At 72.2% G+C, this 18438-nt stretch carries 19 protein-coding genes; 12 read left to right on the forward strand and 7 right to left on the reverse strand.

Features of this window, described 5'->3' with window-relative positions; translation table 11 throughout:
- Positions 1 to 148 precede the first annotated feature (148 nt).
- Positions 149 to 496: a hypothetical protein gene (locus tag NIE111_RS07850; RefSeq protein ID WP_238683729.1), complete on the reverse strand. Its 348-nt coding sequence runs from the start codon at positions 494 to 496 to the stop codon at positions 149 to 151.
- 77 nt (positions 497 to 573) lie between these two features.
- Between NIE111_RS07850 and NIE111_RS31930 the strand changes: the two genes are divergently transcribed.
- Positions 574 to 702, forward strand: coding sequence for a hypothetical protein (locus tag NIE111_RS31930; protein ID WP_274530794.1), 129 nt, complete (start codon positions 574 to 576; stop codon positions 700 to 702).
- Between the two features lies 1 nt (position 703).
- Here the strand turns inward: NIE111_RS31930 and NIE111_RS07855 are convergent, their stop codons facing one another.
- From NIE111_RS07855 to NIE111_RS07875, 5 genes are read right to left on the reverse strand one after another with little or no spacing between them, the layout of a single operon-like run.
- A complete protein-coding gene (locus NIE111_RS07855) occupies positions 704 to 2917 on the reverse strand; it encodes a DUF8189 domain-containing protein (protein ID WP_238683730.1) in 2214 nt (737 codons plus the stop codon).
- Positions 2918 to 2963: 46 nt separating this feature from the next.
- Positions 2964 to 5051, reverse strand: a complete 2088-nt coding sequence (locus tag NIE111_RS07860) for an alpha-galactosidase (RefSeq protein WP_238683731.1) — start codon at positions 5049 to 5051, stop codon at positions 2964 to 2966.
- Entirely contained in the window at positions 5048 to 5869 is an 822-nt protein-coding gene (locus NIE111_RS07865) for a carbohydrate ABC transporter permease (protein WP_196920834.1), read from the reverse strand. The genes NIE111_RS07860 and NIE111_RS07865 overlap by 4 nt, the downstream gene beginning before the upstream one ends.
- Positions 5866 to 6783, reverse strand: a complete 918-nt coding sequence (locus tag NIE111_RS07870) for a carbohydrate ABC transporter permease (RefSeq protein ID WP_238683732.1) — start codon at positions 6781 to 6783, stop codon at positions 5866 to 5868. Before NIE111_RS07870 ends, NIE111_RS07865 begins: the two co-directional genes overlap by 4 nt.
- Before the next feature lies 1 nt (position 6784).
- Positions 6785 to 8080: an ABC transporter substrate-binding protein gene (locus NIE111_RS07875; RefSeq protein ID WP_238683733.1), complete on the reverse strand. Its 1296-nt coding sequence runs from the start codon at positions 8078 to 8080 to the stop codon at positions 6785 to 6787.
- A 159-nt stretch (positions 8081 to 8239) separates the two neighbouring features.
- Between NIE111_RS07875 and NIE111_RS07880 the strand changes: the two genes are divergently transcribed.
- The 8 genes from NIE111_RS07880 (at position 8240) to NIE111_RS07915 (ending at position 15383) form a co-directional block, all read left to right on the forward strand.
- Positions 8240 to 8986, forward strand: a complete 747-nt coding sequence (locus NIE111_RS07880; RefSeq protein ID WP_238683734.1) for an SDR family NAD(P)-dependent oxidoreductase — start codon at positions 8240 to 8242, stop codon at positions 8984 to 8986.
- A 35-nt stretch (positions 8987 to 9021) separates the two neighbouring features.
- Complete coding sequence (locus tag NIE111_RS07885) at positions 9022 to 9732, forward strand: FadR/GntR family transcriptional regulator (protein WP_112620721.1); 711 nt, start codon at positions 9022 to 9024, stop codon at positions 9730 to 9732.
- Positions 9729 to 10874, forward strand: coding sequence for a galactonate dehydratase (gene dgoD / locus NIE111_RS07890; RefSeq protein ID WP_238683735.1), 1146 nt, complete (start codon positions 9729 to 9731; stop codon positions 10872 to 10874). The genes NIE111_RS07885 and dgoD overlap by 4 nt, the downstream gene beginning before the upstream one ends.
- Complete coding sequence (locus NIE111_RS07895; protein WP_238683736.1) at positions 10868 to 11707, forward strand: hypothetical protein; 840 nt, start codon at positions 10868 to 10870, stop codon at positions 11705 to 11707. Before dgoD ends, NIE111_RS07895 begins: the two co-directional genes overlap by 7 nt.
- A gap of 10 nt (positions 11708 to 11717) precedes the next feature.
- Complete coding sequence (locus NIE111_RS07900; protein ID WP_238683737.1) at positions 11718 to 12338, forward strand: bifunctional 4-hydroxy-2-oxoglutarate aldolase/2-dehydro-3-deoxy-phosphogluconate aldolase; 621 nt, start codon at positions 11718 to 11720, stop codon at positions 12336 to 12338.
- Positions 12335 to 13276, forward strand: coding sequence for a sugar kinase (locus NIE111_RS07905; RefSeq protein WP_238683738.1), 942 nt, complete (start codon positions 12335 to 12337; stop codon positions 13274 to 13276). Before NIE111_RS07900 ends, NIE111_RS07905 begins: the two co-directional genes overlap by 4 nt.
- 21 nt (positions 13277 to 13297) lie before the next feature.
- Complete coding sequence (locus NIE111_RS07910) at positions 13298 to 14179, forward strand: SMP-30/gluconolactonase/LRE family protein (RefSeq protein WP_238683739.1); 882 nt, start codon at positions 13298 to 13300, stop codon at positions 14177 to 14179.
- A 100-nt stretch (positions 14180 to 14279) separates the two neighbouring features.
- Positions 14280 to 15383 (forward strand): L-dopachrome tautomerase-related protein, encoded by a 1104-nt coding sequence (locus tag NIE111_RS07915; protein WP_238683740.1) that lies wholly within the window; start codon positions 14280 to 14282, stop codon positions 15381 to 15383.
- A gap of 123 nt (positions 15384 to 15506) precedes the next feature.
- Here the strand turns inward: NIE111_RS07915 and NIE111_RS07920 are convergent, their stop codons facing one another.
- A complete protein-coding gene (locus NIE111_RS07920; RefSeq protein ID WP_238683741.1) occupies positions 15507 to 16262 on the reverse strand; it encodes a dienelactone hydrolase family protein in 756 nt (251 codons plus the stop codon).
- Positions 16263 to 16414: 152 nt separating this feature from the next.
- On the opposite strand from NIE111_RS07920, the gene NIE111_RS07925 reads away from it, so the two are divergent.
- The 3 genes from NIE111_RS07925 to NIE111_RS07935 all read left to right on the forward strand — a co-directional run bounded on the left by NIE111_RS07925 (position 16415) and on the right by NIE111_RS07935 (position 18389).
- The gene (locus tag NIE111_RS07925; protein ID WP_238683742.1) at positions 16415 to 17377 is read left to right on the forward strand and encodes an SDR family oxidoreductase; all 963 of its coding nucleotides are present in this window, start codon (positions 16415 to 16417) and stop codon (positions 17375 to 17377) included.
- A gap of 101 nt (positions 17378 to 17478) precedes the next feature.
- Entirely contained in the window at positions 17479 to 17889 is a 411-nt protein-coding gene (locus NIE111_RS07930; RefSeq protein WP_238683743.1) for a hypothetical protein, read from the forward strand.
- Entirely contained in the window at positions 17886 to 18389 is a 504-nt protein-coding gene (locus NIE111_RS07935; protein WP_238683744.1) for a universal stress protein, read from the forward strand. The genes NIE111_RS07930 and NIE111_RS07935 overlap by 4 nt, the downstream gene beginning before the upstream one ends.
- Positions 18390 to 18438 lie beyond the last annotated feature (49 nt).

The raw sequence follows: 18438 nt of genomic DNA on the forward strand, positions 1-18438 counted from the left end.
TTAAAGCCGGGCAACCACAAGCGCGCGTTCCGGGCGACGGGCTCGCTCCCGGTAGCCAGGGTCGGGCCGGGGCTGCGCTTCACCCGCTCGACGGGACACAGGCGCCGCTCCGCGCTTGACGACGCGGGCTAGGCAGATGCGTCCGTTCCTACACCGCGCCTAGCCGCTCTGCCTGGGCGATGGCGCACGTACTGCTCCGGGTGCTCGGCCACGCGGAGAGCCGCCCGACCGCACGCCTGTGGAACTCCGAGCAACCGCGCACCTGACCCACGGCTTCGGGAACGCAGCCGTCGTAGAGGTCGACCGCGACGAGGCCGGCGGCGCCGACGGCGAGGTGGGCGTCGAGGATCGCGTCGAACGCCGCCTCGACCTGCGGGACCGGCAGGTGCTGGAACCGGGTCAGCCCGCTGCGGTCCGCGCCACGCATGGTGGCGTGGTTCAGGACGCTGGCGTCGTACCACCGGAAGATGAGCGTCGGACCAGCCGCGCCGTGCATCGTCCGGATGGGACGGACGATGGACGGGTGGCGGCAACGCCAAGGAACGCGCCGGCAGTGCCGAGGGACGCGACGACGTGGAGGTGGCCGAATGGGCGCTGCGGGAGGTGGTGGCCGACCAGGCCGCCGCCTGGGTCCCCCAGTGGGACGGCCCGGCACGGATGGTGCAGGTGGCGGGCCGTCAGGTCGACGGCCCGCCACCGTGAATCAGAGGGTGACCTGGTGCACCCGGTCGTCGACGCCACGCACCGCCAGCCAGGCGCTGCCGTTGCCACCGGCGGCGGCCCCGGGCGCACCCCGGAACGCGTCGGTGGCGAACTCACCGCGTCGGAACCAGCCGCCCCAGGCCCCGTCGGCCAGGTTGCGCTGCCAGAGCCGGTTGTCGGCGGCCAGCGCGAACAGGTAGACCCGGCCGGAGGTGGCAAGCAGTGTCGGGCTGCCGCTGGTGGTACCGCCCAGGTTGGTCCAGGCCGACCAGGTGGTGCCGGTCCGGCTGCTCCACCACACCTCGTCGGTGCGGCTGCGGACCGCCACGTGCAGCACACCGGCCTCGTCGACGACAGCGCTCGGCCGACCGTAGAACGGCCGGTTCTCCGGAGCCCCGACGCCGGTCCAGCCGGCGTTCGGCGTACGCGACCAGAGCTTGCCGTCGGCACCGCGGGCGACGAGCGTCCACTGCGTCGGGCTGGTCCAGGCAACCGTCGGCGCGTCGGTCAGCGTGCCGCCGAGGCTGCGCCACGGTCCCCACCTGCCGGCCACGTAACTGCGCTGCCAGGCGGCGTTGTCGGTGCCACGGACGAAGACGTCGAGCCGCCCGTCGGCGGAGCCGTACGCCGCCGGCTGACCGAGGATCCGGCCGCCGACCGGGCCGCCGAGCGAGGTCCAGCGCGTGCCCCACGTCGTACCGGTGCGGGTGTTGACGGCCAGCGCACCGGAAGCGTCGCGAACGAAGGCGGTGGCGTGGGTGTCGTCCACCCGGACCAGCGCCGGGCTGGCGCTGGCGGTGCCACCGAGGTCGGCGCCGGCGACCTGGTCGGCGCCGGTCAGGCCGAGCATGGCCACCCCGTGCGCCGGCACCTCGACTGTGTACGAGCCGGTGAACGGCTGTACGCCGGGGGTGCCCGGCTGGGCGTCCACGTTGGAGCGGGACCACAGGTCACGGACCCTGACCGACCCACCGAGGGCGACGTCGGCGAAGTTCACAGTGATCTCCTGGGCGCTGTCGTGCCGGTTGAGCAGCGCGACCGCCCGCTTGCCGGAGCCGGCGAGCACCTTGCTCCACACCTGCGCGTCGGTGCCGGTGTCGGCGACCTTGACGCCCTGCCGGACCAGCGGGTCCTGGTCCACCGCGATGATCTCCGGGTTGGTCAGCGCCGAGATCATCTCCTTCGGCAGGCCACGCGGGTCGGAGCCGATCACCAGCGGCGCGGCCATGATGGCCCACATGCCGAGCTGCGTCTTGGACTCGTCAAGGCTCAGCTCGTACCCGCCGTCGGGCAGCGGGCGCATCGGCAGCAGGTAGTCCGGGTCGTTGTAGTGCCCCGGCCCGGTGGCCGCCGGGTGGTACGCGTTGACGTCCATGTTGCGCAGCACCCACGGGTACGCCCACTGCGGGGACGGGTCGGTGAGCCCCACGTCCGTGTACGTCCGCCAGGAGTCGGCGATGGTGGGCGCGTACGTGTAGCTCCAGGTGGAGAGCTGCTCCGGGGTGTACGGGCCGCCGCCCCAGTCCGAGCTGACCGGGTTGCAGATGTTGAGCAGCATCGGTCGGGGCGACTGGCGTACCGCCTCGGCCAGTTCCCGGAAGGTGGTCTCCGGGTCGAGGCCGGCGGCCCGGCCGCACAGCCAGTCGGCCTTCAGCGCGTCGAAGCCCCAGCCGGCGAACTGGGCGATGTCCGCCCGGTAGTGGCCGTTGCTGCCGAGCCCACACTGCCCCGGCAGGTACGGGCCCGCGTCGGTGTAGATGCCGGCCTTCATCCCCCTGCTGTGGATGTACGCGGCCAGCGCCGCCATCCCGCCGGGGAAGCGGGCCGGGTCGGCGACGAGCTGACCGGCCTCGTTGCGCGGGGTGGGCGCGGCCCAGTTGCCGTCGATCCACACGTAGGTGTAGCCGGCGTCCCGCAGGCCACTGTTGACCATGTAGTCGGTGACCGACCGTACTTCGGCCTCGGTGGGGTCGCCACCGAGACCGAAGTAGGTGTTCCAGCCCTGGTAGGGCGTCGGGGCGAGGCCGCTGTTGAAGAAGGTCGGCGCGCCCTGGTCCTCGGCGCCGGTGGCCGCCGGGGCGTGACCGGGGCGGCCGGGTCCGTGGCCGGCCGGTGGCGGGTCGGCGTGGGGTGGGCCGGCCATCGCCGGCATCGGGCTGGCCAGGCCCAGGCCGAGCACGGCCAGGGCTGCGGTCAGCTGTCGGTTCAGGCGCATGGAGGTACTCCTGTCCCTCGGGGGTGGGGGTGGTGGTGCTCCGATCTCAGTCGCGGGTCAGCACGATGAGGTCGGCGTCGTGGGTCGCGCTCCACTGCACGGGCAGGCCGACGGTGGCGAGGTGGCTGCCGGAGTAGTGCCGATCGCCGTGCGAGTAACGGGCCGCCGGGTCGAGGCCACGAAGGGGCAACCGGACCGGGCGGGACGGAAGCAGCCCCGCGCCGTCGAGCCGACCGGTGTGCCAGGCGAGCACGACGATCTGGTTCTCGTCCGGCGCGGAGTACTGCACCGCACAGCGGGCCTGGTCGGGGCCACCGATCAGGTGCACCTCGCCGTGCGTGACGACGTCCCGGATCTCCTTGTAGCGGGCGATCCAGCCGGCCGCCTCGGCCCGCTCGGCGGGGGTCCACGACCGGATGTCCGCGCCGATGCCGAGCACACCGGCCATCGCCAGGACGAATCGGAACGCCAGCGACCGGGGGCGGGTGTCGAACAGGCCGGGCGCGTCGGTGACCCAGGAGCTGAGCAGGTGTGGGGCGTTGGCGTGCAGGAAGCCGTACTGGATGGCCAGCCGGTCCAGTGGGCCGGTGTTGTCGCTGGGCCAGAAGACGTCGGCCCGGGCGGCCATCGCCAGGTCGGTCCGCGCACCTCCCCCGGCACACGCCTCGATCAGCACACCGGGATGGTCCCGGCGCAACCGCTCGTAGATCCGATGCAGGTTGGCGACGTGCGCGCCGTCCAGGTCGAGGGGGCCCAACCCGCCGGACCGACCCGGCTCGGTACGCGGCCTGTTGAAGTCCCACTTCAGGTAGTCGATGTCGTACCGGCGCAGTAGGCCGTCGACCGTGGAGTGGACGAACTCGGCGACCTCCGGCCGGCCCAGGTCGAGCAGGTACTGGTTGCGGACCGGGGTGAGCGGTCGGCCGTCGACGGAGTAGACCCAGTCTGGGTGCTCGGCGTACAGGGACGACTTCGGGTTGACGCACTCCGGCTCGACCCAGAGCCCGAAGTTCAGCCCGAGGGCGCGGACGTCGGCGATGAAGGTGTCGAACCCGGCCGGGAACTTCGCCGGGTCGGGCGCCCAGTCGCCCAGCCCGGCGGTGTCGTCGTCGCGGCCCACGAACCAGCCGTCGTCCACGACGAACGTCTCCACGCCCAACTCGGCGGCGATCCGGGCGAGCGCGAGCTGACTCTGCGCCTCGACCGCGAAGTAGGTCGCCTCCCAGGAGTTGTAGAGCACCGGGCGGGGGCTGAGCCGGTCGCCGGCCAGCGACCGCTGGTGGGTGTGCCAGACCCGGGCCAGCCCGTCCAGGCCGTCCGGGCTGTACGCCCCGGTGGTCACCGGCAGTGCCAACCGCTCGCCGGCGGCCAACTCCAGCGGCCCGTCGACCAGCTGACGGCCGACCCGGACGCGGGTCAGGCCGCCGGTGTCCCGCTCGGCGCTGATCTCCCACGAGCCGGTCCAGGCCAGCGCCATCCCCCACGCCGGACCGGCCGGCTCGGCGGTGTCACGCACGGCGAGCCAGGGCACGTGCAGATGCCCGGGTACGCCCTGGGAGCTGCCGATGCTGAACGTGCCGTGGCCCAGCTCGACGTGGGAGAGCTGGAACTCCTGCTCCCACTGGCCCCACTGGTGGCTGAGCAGCGCGCCGTGCGGCGTCGGTACGCAGAACCCGCCCGATCCGGCCCGGACGACCCGCAGCGCGTCGCTGCCGTCGTTGGCCAGTTCGACCCACCGCTGCACCACGTCGGTGCCGGCCGGCACCCGGTAGTGCACTGTGGCGCGCAGCCCGGTGACCGGGTCGGCGAACTCGACGGCCAGCTCCCGCTGGTCGGCGTCGACCCGCGCGTCGGTGTGCACGAAGCCCACCCGGCGCTGCCCGTTCGAGGTCTCGATCACCAGGTCGGCGCCGGTGAACGGGCGGTCGGCATCGGTGGAGTACTCGATGGGGGCCGCGTCCCCGGCGGTGAGGAACGGGACCGGGCCGTCGTAGGCGACCGGCGAGGGCCCGTCGGAGACGCCGTGCGGCCCCCACGCGACAAGTTCCAGCCAGCGGCCGTGCGCCGGCACCGTCACCGTGTACTCGGTGTGCGTGCCGCGCAGCGTCCAGCGCTGCCCGGCCTCGGCGGTCACTTCACCGCTCCGAGCGCCAGGCCAGAGACGAAGTGCCGCTGGAAGCGGAGGAACACCGCGACGGTGGGCACGGCCGCGATGACGGTGCCGGCGGCGATGACGTTCCAGGACGAGACGAACTGGCCCTGGAGGGCGAGCAGCGCCGGGGTGACCGGCATGTTGTCATCGGTACGCAGCACGGTGATCGCCCAGAGCAGGTCGTTGAAGATCCAGGTGAACGACAGCGCCCCGAGGGCGGCCAGCGCGGGTCGGGTCAACGGCAGCATCACCTTGGTGAAGATCTGCGCCGTGCCGGCGCCGTCGATGGTGGCCGCCTCCTGGATCTCGCCCGGCAGGTCCCGCATGAAGCCGTGCAGGACGAACGTGTAGAAGCCGAGCCCGAAGCCGACCTGCACCGCGATCAACGCCCAGAGCGTGTCGTACAGGCCGGTCAGCTCGCTGAACTTGGCCACCGGGATGAGCAGGATCTGCGGTGGGAGCAGGTTGCCGGCGAGCATCAGCAGCAGGATCGTGCGCCGCCCGGGGATCCGGAAGCGGCTCAGCGCGAACGCGGCCATCGCTGCCAGCCCCAGGCTCAGCGCCACCGACGGGACGGTGACCAGCATGCTGTTGATCAGCGCGCGCAGCTCGCCGCCGTCGGTCCACGCCTGCCGGTAGGTGTCCAGTGTGAACGACCGGGGCAGGCTGCCCACGCCGTGCGCGGCGATGTCGTCGAACGACCGGGTGGACATCACCACCACCCAGAGCACCGGGCCCAGCCAGAGCAGCGAGAGCAGGATCATGCCGGTGTGGAAGGCCCCGGTACGGAGCTTGTTCATGACGCTTCCTCCCGGAACGCGCGGACCAGGTAGCCGAGGATGACGGCCAGCGCGAGCACGAAGATCACGACAGCGATCGCCGAGGCGTAGCCCAGCCGCAGGCTCTGGAACGCGGTCGAGTACATGTAGGTGCTGAGCAGCTCCGACGAGTGGTACGGCCCGCCCTTGGTCAGCGACCAGACGATGTCGAACGAGCGCAGCGAGTCGATCACGATGACCGACAGCACCACTGCGTTGACCCCCTTGAGCTGGGGAATCGTGACGTGCCGTAGCCGCTGCCAGGCGCTTGCGCCATCCATCCGGGCCGCCTCGTGCAGGGCCGGGTCGATCGCCTTCAACCCGGCCAGGAACAGCACCATCACGTACCCGATCTGCCGCCACAGCGCGGGCAGGATCACCGCGTACAGGGCGGTCTGCGGGTCGGCGAGCCACGGCCGGATCAGCTGTTCCAGGCCGACGGCCCGCAGCAGCGTGTCGGCGACGCCGTCGGGCTGGTAGAAGACCCGCCAGACCAACGCGGTCACGACCAGCGAGAACACCACAGGGGTGAACAGCGCGGCCCGATAGAAGCCGACAAAGCGCCGCTCCTTCTGCAGGACGAGCGCCATGCCGAAGCCACCCAGCACGGAGAGGCCGCCGAAGAGCACCAGCCAGATCACCGTGTTGACCAGCGCGCCCCGGAAGGTGGCGTCGCCGGCCAGCTCGACGTAGTTGTCGGTGCCGACGAAGGTCGGCGGTGTCATCCCGTCCCACCGGGTGAGGGAGAACCAGAAGCCCTGGATCGCCGGCCAGAAGACCCAGACGCTCTCGACAGCGAACGGCACGAGGACGAACGCCACCAGCAGCGGCGACAGTCGAGCCGACCGTCGCCGCCGGGTGGGGGTGACCGAGGTCGTGGAGATCGTTGCTGTCACGTCAGCCCTTGAAGACCTTCTCGGCGCCGGCCTGCCACTCCCGCAGGATCGCGTCGATCTGGTCCGGCTTGTCGATGAACTTGGTCAGCGCGGTGTCCGCTGTCGGCTGGAGCGCGTCGCTGGAGTCGCGGTTGAAGAACTGGGTCAACTCCTTGGCCTCGTTCAGCATCGCCTTGCCCTTGACCACCAGCGGCGAGTCCGACGCCTTGGCCTTGGGGTTGGCTGGCAGCACGATGCCGGAGCTGGCCTTGACGTACGCCTCCTGGGCCTCGACCCCGGAGAGGTAGCTGAGCAGGGCCTTGGTGCCGGTCGGGTTGGCGGTCTTCGCGCTGGCGAAGAAGCCGTCGGTCGGCGCCTCCTCGGCCAGCGGCACCGCCGGGTCGATGATCGGGAACCGGAAGAAGTCCAGGTCGCCGAGTGCGTCCTTGGGTGCGGCGTCGGCGAAGAACGTGCCGATCAGGAACATGCCGGTCTTGCCGGCCAGCAGCGCGGTGGTCGCCTCCTGGAACGGGTACGCCTTGCCCTTGGGGTCGAAGTAGGGCAGGGCCTCGCGCCAGCGGGTGAAGACCGCCTTGACCTTCGGGTCGTCGAAGCGCTGCTTGCCGGCGAGCAGCTCGCGGTGGAACGGCGCGCCGTTGATCCGGATGTTCAGGTAGTCGAACCAGGCCGAGGCCACCCACGGGGTGTCGCCGAGGCCGATGCCGATCGGCGGGACGCCCTTGCTCTTCAGGGTCTCGCACAGCGCCAGGAACTCGGTCCAGGTCTTCGGCTCCTGCACGCCCCACTTGGCGAAGTTGGACTTGCGGTAGAAGAAGCCCCACCAGTAGTTGTTCATCGGCACGAAGATCTGCTTGCCGCTGGCGTCGGTGGAGAGCGTGCGCAACGACTGGGGGTAGTCGTCCAGTGACTTCCACACCTCGGAGACGTCCAGCAGCAGGTTCTTGCTGGCGTAGTCGTTGGCGACCGAGCCCGCGTACCAGGTGTAGAGGTCCGGCGGGTTGGCCGAGGTCAGGTAGGTCGGCAGCTGGGTCCGGAAGGTCTCCGAGGCGATCGTGTTGAGACTGGCCGTGCCCTTGCCCTGCGCGTTGAACGTCTCGATCAGCTTCTCCATCGCCGCCTTGGCCTGCGGCGAGGAGAGGTTGGACTGGATGGTGACCGCGCCCGAGCCGTTGCTCGTGGTCGGCCCGCTGGCGGAGCTGGCGCACGCGCTGAGGAACGAGCTGGCGCCGAGCGCGCCCAGGCCGGCGAGCCCAAGGTGGCCAAGGAATCGCCGGCGACCGGGGTCGAAGTCGCTCACGGAGGTATCCCTTCCTTTACGACACTCAGCGTCACCGCGCGATGTGTCGACCATGTGAATGCTGTGACGAGAAGGTTGCATCGGCCGTCGCCGACTGTCAAGATATCTTCGTAATTAATGATTAGACGAGACCAAGGCGAGGGCCAGGTGGATCAGCTTATGCGCCGGCTTGAGGGCAAGAACGCGCTGGTCACCGGTGCGATGGGCGGGATCGGTGCGGCCATCGCCCGGCGACTCGCCGCCGAGGGGGCAGCGGTCGCGCTGCTCGACGTGGCCGACCCGGCGCCATTGGCCGAGGAGCTGACCAGGCGAGGCGACCGCGCACTGTCCGTAGTGGGCGATGTCAGCGACGAGGCCGACTGGACGGCCGCCGTGAGCGCCGTACGGGACCGCCTCGGCCCGGTCGACATCCTGGTCAGCACCGCGTACGCCGTGCGGGTCGCCCCGGCGCACGAAACCAGCCGGCAGTCCTGGGACAACCAGCTCGGCGTCAGCCTCACCGGCTCGTTCCTCGGCGTCCGCGCCTGCCTTGACGACCTGCGGGCACGCTCGGGCGCGGTGGTGCTGATCTCCTCGGTGCACGCGCTGGTCGGGTTGCCCGGCCGGCCCGCGTACGCCGCGGCCAAGGGTGGCCTGGTCGCGCTCGGCCGCCAACTCGCCGTCGAGTACGGCCCACAGGTCCGGGTCAACACGGTGCTGCCCGGGCCGATCCTCACCGCCGCCTGGGCCGACGTGTCCGAAGAGGACCGCCAGCGCAGCATCGCGGAGACCGTAGCGAAGCGCTTCGGCACACCGGACGAGGTGGCCGCCACCGTCGCCTTCCTCGCCTCGCCGGACGCCGCGTACGTCACCGGCGCGAGCCTCGTGGTGGACGGTGGCTGGACAGCGGTGAAAGCCTCGGCCTGAGAGATCGATACCGACCAGCGAAAAGGCCAGGAGCATTGGCACAGTACGCACGCCGCGGCGTCCACGGGCAGACCGTCGAAGCGATCGCCCGTCGCATCCTCACCGGCGAGATCGCCGCCGGCGCGACGCTGAACATCGTCGCGTTGCAGGAGGAGTTCGACGTCAGCCTCACCGCGCTCCGCGAGGCGCTGAAGGTCCTCTCGGCCAAGGGCATCGTCGACGCCCGACAGAAGCGCGGCACCTTCGTCCGACCCCGTGCGGACTGGAACCTGCTCGACGGTGACGTGATCCGCTGGCAGTTCGCCGAGGGCACCGACCAGCGGTTGCTCGACCAACTGCACGAGGTGCGCGCCATCATCGAGCCGGCCGCCGCACGGCTGGCCGCCACCCGCGCCACCGAGGACGACCTGACCGCCCTCGACCGGGCGCTGGCCGAGATGGCCCAGGCCAACGGTGATCCCGCCGCCGCCATCGCCGCCGACCTCGCCTTCCACCGCGCGCTGCTCACCGCCACCCACAACGAGCTGCTGGAGCGGATGGAGGTGGTGATGGAGACCGGGCTCGCCGAACGGGACCGGCTGGTGCACGGTGGCAGCCCCCACGACGACCCGGTACCCAGCCACCGCGCGGTGGTCGACGCGCTGCGCGACCGGGACGAGACGGCGGCCGAGACCGCTATGCGTCAGTTGCTGGACAAGGCCGTCCGCGACGTCGAGAAGGCACGGGGACGAAGGGGCAGTCAGTGAAGATCGAGCGGATCGAGACCTTCCTGGTCGCGCCACGGTGGTTGTTCTGCCGGGTGGAGACCGACGACGGGCTGGTCGGGTGGGGTGAGCCGGTGGTCGAGGGCCGCGCCGAGGTGGTGCGCGGCGCCGTCGAGGTGCTCTCCGAGTATCTGATCGGTGCGGACCCCCTGCGCATCGAACAGCACTGGCAGGTGCTCACCAAGGGCGGCTTCTACCGGGGCGGCCCGATCCTCTCCAGCGCGGTCGCCGGCCTCGACCAGGCGCTCTGGGACATCGCCGGGCAGGCGTACGGCGCGCCGGTGCACGCGCTGCTCGGCGGGCACGTACGCGACCGGGTACGGATCTACTCGTGGATCGGCGGGGACGAACCCGGCGAGGTGGCCGACGCCGCCGCCGCGCAGGTCGCCGCCGGCCTCACCGGGGTCAAGATGAACGCCTGCGGCCGACTCTCGCCGATCCCCACCTCGGCCGAGGTGGACGCGGTCATCGGCCGGGTTGCCGCCGCCCGTGAGGTGCTCGGCCCCGACCGGGACATCGCCGTGGACTTCCACGGTCGCGCCGGAATGGCCGCCGTCCGCCGGATCCTGCCCGAGCTGGCCGCCCTGCGCCCGTTCTTCGTGGAGGAGCCGGTCCTGCCGGACCAGGCTCACCACCTGCGCGACATCGTCGCCAGCACGCCCATTCCGGTGGCCACCGGCGAGCGGCTCTACGGTCGGTCCGAGTTCCTCGGCCCGTTGCAGGCCGGGGTCGCAGTGGTCCAACCGGACCTGTCGCACGCCGGTGGGATCTCCGAGGTCCGCCGGATCGCCGCGCTGGCCGAGACGTACGGCGCGCTGCTCGCCCCGCACTGCCCGCTCGGCCCGATCTCCCTGGCGGCCAGCCTCCAGGTGGCCTTCGCGACGCCGAACTTCCTGATCCAGGAGCAGAGCATCGGCATCCACTACAACGCCGGCTCGGAGTTGCTGGACTACCTGATCGACCCGGAGCCGTTCCGGTTCGTGGACGGGCACATCGCCCGCCTCGACCGGCCCGGTCTGGGCATCACCGTCGACGAGACGGCGGTCCGCAAGGCCGCCCAGACCCCACACGCCTGGCGCAACCCGGTCTGGCAGCACGCCGACGGGTCCTTCGCCGAGTGGTGACCGGCACGCGGCCGGTGGCCCTGCGAGTGGCGTACGACGCGGCGCACGGCGGTCGGTGGACGAGTCTGCGCGGCGGCGGCCGGGAGTGGCTGTGGCGTGGCCCGGAACCAGGCCGGCACGAGGTGCGCCCCGACGGCGCGTTCGTCGATGCCGGCGGTCTGGAGGAGTGCCTGCCCACAGTGCGCGGCGAGCCCGACCACGGCGAGGTGTGGTCGCGGCCGTGGCGCGACGGCGGCCCCGGCACCGCGCTCATCGAGCGGCCGACGTTCACCCTCACCCGCCGGATCACCGACTCCGCCGGCGTGGTGGCGGCCGACTACCTGTTGGCCGCCGACCCCGGGTACCGGTTCGTCTGGGCCGCGCACGCCCTGCTCGACCTCTCCCCCGCCGCCCGCCTCGACGCGCCCGCCGGCACCCCGACCCGGCTGCACCCGGAGGCCGCCGCGCTCCTGCCACCGGGCGGCTGGCCCGCCGGCGAGCCATGGTTGACCGGGCCGTGGCCGGCCCCGGCCGGGCTGACGCTGGACACGTTCGGCAGTGACGACGGGACGGCGCTCGGCGCGGTGCTGCTCGACTGCGCCCGGGTCCAGGTCATCGACGGAGCCGACCGGCTGACTCTGGAGCTGGAGTGCGCCGACCAGCCCCGCGGCACCGCCGTCTGGCGCAACCTGGGCGGCTGGCCGGCGAACGGCCCCTACCGCAGCGTCGGCATCGAACCGATGCTCGGCGCGGCCTTCGACCTGGCCGACGCCGGCCCCTCCGACGCGGCGGTCGTCCCGCCCACCGGCGAGGTCACCTGGCGACTCACCATCTCCGCCCACCGCGACCACTGAGGACACCGGAATGAACCTGCTCGACGAGCTGCGTACCCATCGACTGTTGGCCATCGTGCGCGGCCCGGACCCGGACGCCGCGCTGACCGCCGTACTCACAGTGGCCGAGAGCGGCGTCGCACTGGTCGAGGTCTCGATGACCAGCGCCGACGCGCTCGGTGTCATCCGCCGCTCCCGTGCCGCCCTCGGGCCCGACTTCGCACTGGGCGCCGGCACCGTGCTCAGCGTCGAGGACGCCCGCGCGGCGGCCGACGCTGGCGCCGGTTTCCTTGTCACTCCGGCCATCTCGGCGAGTCTCGCCGAGGGCGGCCGGCTCGGGCTGCCGGTGCTCGCCGGCGCCCTCACCCCCACCGAGGTGGTGCGGGCCAACGACGGCGGGGCCACCGCGATCAAGCTCTTCCCTGCCTCACTTGGCGGGCCCGACTACCTCGGCGCCCTGCGCGACCCGTTCCCCGGTACCGCGTTCGTGCCGGTCGGTGGTGTCGACGCCGACGGTGCTCGGCGCTACCTCGACCGGGGCGCGACAGCCGTCGGCGTCGGTTCGCCGCTGCTCGGCGACGCCGTCCGAGGCGGCGACACGACGGCGCTGCGCGAGCGCGCCGCAGCCTTCCTCGCGGCGGTCCGGCCATGACCGACCTGCTCACCCTCGGCGAGACGATGGCGGCGTTCCGCACCACCGGCCCACTGCGACTGGGCGGCACCGCCGCAATCTCCGTCGCCGGATCCGAGTCGAACGTGGCGATCGGCGTGGCCCGGCTCGGCCACCGGGCCGCCTGGGTCGGTGTCACCGGCGCCGACGAGCCCGGTGAGCTGGTCCGCCGTACGCTGCGCGCCGAGGGTGTCGACCTGACCTGGTCCCGGGTCGACGCGACCGCCCCCACCGGCCTGATCCTCTTCGAGAATCGGGTCGCCGACATCAACCGGGTCACCTACCACCGCGCCGGGTCGGCCGGCTCGCGGCTGGGCCCGGCCGACGTGACCCGGGCCTTCGACGCGCCCGGGTCACCACCCCGGCTGCTGCACGTCACCGGCATCACCTGCGCGCTCGGCCCCGAGCCGTACCAGGCGGTGGTGGAGGCCGTGCGGCGCGCCAGCGTCGCCGGCAGCACGATCTGCCTGGACGTCAACCACCGCAACCGGCTGTGGTCGGTCGCCGAGGCCGCCGCCGCGCTGCGCCCGCTGCTGCCCTCGATCGACCTGGTGATCGCCTCCGACGACGAGTTGGCGGTGCTGACCGATGCGAACGATCCGGCCTCGGCGCTACTCTCGGCCGGCGTCACCGAGGTCGTGGTCAAGCACGGTGCCGATGGAGCGACCAGCCACAGCGCGACCGGTGCCATTCACCGTCCAGCCCGGACGGTGTCGGTGGTGGACACCGTCGGCGCGGGCGACGCCTTCGTCGCCGGGCTGCTCTCCGGCTGGCTCGACGGCGTCGACGCGTCGGCCCGACTGGACCGGGCCGTCACCACCGGCGCGTTCGCTGTCGCCACCCGGGGCGACTGGGAGGGCCTGCCCGACCGGGCCGAGCTGGCGCTGCTCGACCACGGCCCCGGCGGTACGGTCCGCTGACGACCCCTTTGGAGGAGCACCATGGAGCTGACCGAGCCGACCGTCTGGAGTACCGACCGGCTGGAGTTGGGTGAGGGCCTGCGCTGGGTCGACGACCGACTGGTCCTCGTCGACCTGCTGGCCGGGCGACTGTTGGAGACCGACGGCGACGCCCCGAGCCCGCTGCGGGAGCTACGCCACCTCGACGTGCCGCTCGGCGCTGTCGCCCCGGTGACCGACCGACCCGGTGCATGGCTGGCCGCCGCCGGGACCGGCGTCGCGGTGCTGCCCGCCACCGGCGACCCCCGACCGGTCGCCGAGCTGGTCGCCGACGCGCCCGAGCCGACCCGGATGAACGACGCGGTCGCCGACCCGCACGGCCGCTTCTGGGCCGGCAGCATGACGTACGCGAGGGTGCCCGGCGGGGGCACCCTGTTCCGCCTCACCCCCGGCGCCGAGCCGGTCCCCGCGGTGACCGGGCTGACCATCCCCAACGGGCCGGCGTTCGACGCGACCGGCACCACGATGTACCTGGCCGACACCCCGCGCGGCGAGATCGACCGGTTCACCGTCGACCCCGCCACCGGTGACCTGAGCGGGCGGGAGCCGTTCCTGCGGTTGTCCCCCGCCGACGGCGGGCCGGACGGCATGACGCTCGACGCGGCCGACCACCTCTGGATCGCGTTGTGGGGCGGCTCCGCGGTACGCCGTTACCGGCCCGACGGCACCCTCGACCGGGAGATCCGACTGCCGGCCAGGCAGCCGGCCGGCATCTGCCTGGGCGGCCCCGACCTGCGGCGACTCTTCATCGGCACGGCCCGGGTGGGGCTGGACTCGGCGGGTCCGCAGGACGGCGCGCTACTCGCTGTGGACGTCCCGGTGCCCGGCCTGCCCGCAGCGCGGGCCGGCGCGCCAGCGAGCTGATCGGAGGCATACCGGACGCCAGGGCGGGAACAACCGCACCGAAGCGCCGTAACAGCCGACCGGTAGGGAGCGAGCCGATGAGCACCGTGGGGCGGACGTCATGAACGGGCCGGTCGGCGACGAGCCGATGGGCGAACTGGAGCTGGTGCATACCTTCACCGGCCCGATGCCGACCGGGGTGAGCGTCTCGCACCGGGGCCGGATCTTCGTCAACTTCCCCAAGTGGGGCGACGAGGTGCCGGCCACAGTCGTCGAGCTGCGCGACGGTCAGGAGATGCCCTACCCCGACCAGGCCTGGAACGACCCGTCCGGCGACGACGACGCGGGCGCGTTCGTCTCGGTGCAGAGCATCGTGGTGGACCCGGCCGACCGGCTCTGGGTGCTCGACACCGGCAGCCCGATGTTCCAGCCCACCAAGCCGGGCGGCCCCAAACTGGTCCGGATCGACCTGGACACCGACACGGTCGCCCAGGTGATCACCTTCCCGACGGACGTGGCGCTGCCGACGACGTACCTCAATGACGTCCGCTTCGACCTGCGGCGGGGCGAGGCGGGGGTCGCGTACATCACCGACTCCGCCGACTCCGGGCCCAACGGGATCATCGTGGTGGACCTGGCCAGCGGGGCCTCCTGGCGGCGGCTGCACGACCACCCGTCCACCAAGGCGGAGCCGCTGACGTCGTTCCGGCCGGTGGTGGAGGGCCGACCGTTCCTCGAACGGCCGGCCGACGGCCCGCCGAAGCCGGTGAGCATGGGCTCCGACGGCATCGCCATCTCCGCCGACGGCGATCGGCTCTACTACTGCCCGCTGGCGTCCCGACGACTGCACAGCGTGTCCACCGAGGCGCTGGCCGACCCGGGCGTCACCCAGGAGGCGGTCGCCGCGACAGTCGTCGACGAGGGCGACCGGGGCACCGCCTCGGACGGGTTGGAGAGCGACGACGCGGGGCGGCTCTACCTCACCGCGTACGAGCACAACGCGGTGCTGCGTCGACTGCCTGACGGCGAGTACGAAACGTTGGTGCACGACCCGCGACTGCTCTGGCCGGACACGATGTCGGTGGCCACCGACGGGTACCTCTACGTGACCGCCAACCAACTGCACCGGCAGCCGCAGTACCAGCGGGGCAAGGATCTTCGGCGCAAGCCGTACGCGCTGTTCCGCACCCGCATCGACGCCGGCCCGGTGCTGCTGCGCCGCTGAGCGGGCAGCGCGCCCGTCAGCGCAGTTTCGCGCCGATCTTGCAGATTCTGTCGCGACAAAGCAGGTCTAAGCCGGCAATTCGACGACACAAAGTGCAAGATCGCGGAGCGGGGGCACAGCGGGTCAGCTGACGGGCAGGGTGCGGTTCAGGAGGTCGAACAGGGCGGCCCAGTGACGTTCGGTGGCCTGCTCGTCGTACGCCGGGGTGTCGGCCATGGTGTAGCCGTGGTGCGCCCCGGCGTAGACCTCGGAGCGGTAGCGCACTCCGGCGGCGTCGAGCGCCTCCTCCAGCGCGGCGATCTGCTCGGGCGTCATCGACTGGTCGGCGTCGGCGTGCCCGAAGTACAGCTCGCCGGTGATCGAGGCGACGCCCCGGTGTGGGCTGTCCGGCGCCTCGGTGACGATCCGCCCGCCGTGGAAGCTGGCGATCGCGGCGATGCGGTCCGGGTGCGCCTCGATGGCCCGCAGCGCGTTCGTGCCGCCCATGCAGTAACCGGTGATGGCGACCGGACCCGGTCGGACGTCGTCGCGGGCGGCCAGGAAGTCGAGGAACGCGGCGGTGTCCCGGCTGATCACCTCGGGGGTCAACGCGCCGACCAACGGCATGATCTTCTCGAAGAGCGCGCCGCGCTGGTCGGCCTCGCCGAGCCGGGACAGGTCGAACAGGGGTGCCCGACCGGCCCGGTAGAACAGGTGAGGCGTCAACACCAGGTAGCCCCGGGCGGCGATTCGCTCGGCCATCTCGACCAGGCGCGGGCGCGGCCCGAAGGCGTCCATGAAGAGCAGCACCGCCGGGAACGGGCCGTCGCCGTCCGGTCGAGTCAGACTCGCGTCCGCCACTCCGTCACCGGTCGGGATGTCCACCGTCGTCGTCAGCACCGTGCCTCCTCGTACGCCGATCTTGGTCCGTTCGGAACGTTACTCGCCGGGCCGGCGAGTCCGGCACCGGTCCGTCAGGCAGGGACTACCGATCCCTGGACAAGACCACCCTGGGCGGTGGCCGAAGTCTGACCCAGTGTTGGTGGCGACCAATGAAGGACACCGTTGACCTGGGGGTTGTCGTGCTCGACCTGACCGTTCCGGAGCTGACCGGAAAGCTCGCCGTGGTGACCGGCGGCAGCGACGGGCTGGGCCTCGGCCTGGCCACCCGGCTGGCGCGCGCCGGTGCCGAGGTGGTGCTGCCAGTCCGCAACCCGGCCAAGGGCGCCACCGCGCTGGAGGCCGTCCGAGCCGCCGCGCCGGGTGCCGTCGTGTCGACCCGGCCGCTGGACCTCGCCTCGCTGGGGTCGGTGGCCGCGCTGGCCGACACGCTGCTCGGCGAGGGCCGACCGATCCACCTTCTCATCAACAACGCGGGCGTGATGACCCCTCCCACCCGACATGCCACCGCAGAGGGCTTCGAGCTCCAGTTCGGCACCAACCACCTCGGCCACTTCGCGTTGACCGGACGGCTGCTGCCGCTGCTCCGGGCGGGGCAGGCCCGCGTCACCACGATGTCGAGCAGCGCCGCCCGCTCCGGCCGGCTGGACTGGGGCGACCTCCAGAGCAACCGCAGGTACGCGCCGATCCGCGCCTACAACGCCTCGAAGCTGGCCACCCTGCACTTCGGGCTGGAACTCGACCGGCGCAGTCAGGCCGGTGACTGGGGCATCGTGAGCAATGTCGCCCACCCGGGCACCACCATGACCAACCTGTACGCGTCCGGCCCCAATCTGGGCCGCAGCCGCCCCTCGCTGCACCACTCGATCATGGGTCGACTGGCCCACTGGGGGATCCTGGTGCATTCGGTGGATGCTGGGCTGCTTCCTGCCCTGTACGCGGCCACCAGCCCGCAGGCGCAGGGCGGCCGGTTCTACGGCCCGGACGGTCTGGGCCAGTTCACCGGCGCACCAACCGAGTTGACCGTCTACCGCTCGGCGCGCAATACCGACGACGCCGCCCGGCTCTGGGCCGCCTCGGAGCGGCTGGTGGGCGTCGAGTACCCCGGCAACTGACTGGGCGTCCGCCGTGAACGCGGCGTCAAGAAATGGCGGTGGCCCGTCGAAACCGCGTATCGACCAGTGCTCCGCAGTCGCGCGGTGGTGACGATGGGTCCATGAGTCCTTGGCGGATGACACGCTGGGAACGCGGCGAGCCGCCACCCGGTACCGACACGGCCAGCGATCCCGGCGAGCCCGTGACAGGAGCGGACGAGCCGGAGCGGCGGCACGAGGCGCTGGTCAGCGTCCGGCTCGGTCCGTCCGCGCCCGGTAGTCACCTGGTGGAGTACCTGCGGCGCGAGCCGTGCGCGGTCGCGGCGTGGTGGATCGCCGCCGACGTCGACGCGGTGGTCCGCCTCTCCGCCGACAGCATCACCGTGCTGCACCGCGCCGTGGCCGACCTGCGCCTGCGCGCCGGGGTGGAGGTGGCGGAGGCCAACTACATCCTGCGCGCGCTCGACCTGACCAGGCCGACCGACCCGCGTGCCGCAAAGGAAAGTCCGGCCTGGGTGGGGTCCGCCGCATGAACCGCCGCACTGGTGTTCACCGGATCGTGGTGGGAGTCGACCGCTCGTTCGCCGGGATGCAGGCGCTGCGCCGGGCGATGGGACTGGCCCGCCGCGACGGCGCGCAGGTGGACGCCGTCCGCGCCTGGGTCTTCGCGCCGACGTGGCGGCCTGGCACCCTGACCTGGCGGTGGCAGGACGAGTGCGACCGGGCGGCCCTGGTCTACCTGCGTGGCGTCTTCGACGCGGCGCTCGGTGGCCTGCCCCGGGACGTGACAGTGCGGCTGGTGGCCACTCAGGGGTACGCCGGGCAGGTGCTTGTCGACCACGCGCACCGCGATTCCGATCTGCTGGTCGTCGGCAGCCCGGATCGCGGCCGGTTCGGCCGGTCCCGTGGCCACGTCACCCGATACTGCGTGACCCGTGCGGCCGTGCCGGTCGTCGCGGTGCCCGCGCCGACCTGGGCACGGGCCGCGACGATCCGCCGCTTCGCCCGCGACCTCGAACGATTCAGCCGATGACCAGTGCCCTGGCGCCGCCGCCGGTGACTGCCGCTCTCGCGACACGTGT

The sequence above is a fragment of the Micromonospora hortensis genome, from assembly GCF_022230935.1.
Classification (GTDB): Bacteria; Actinomycetota; Actinomycetes; order Mycobacteriales; family Micromonosporaceae; genus Micromonospora; species Micromonospora hortensis.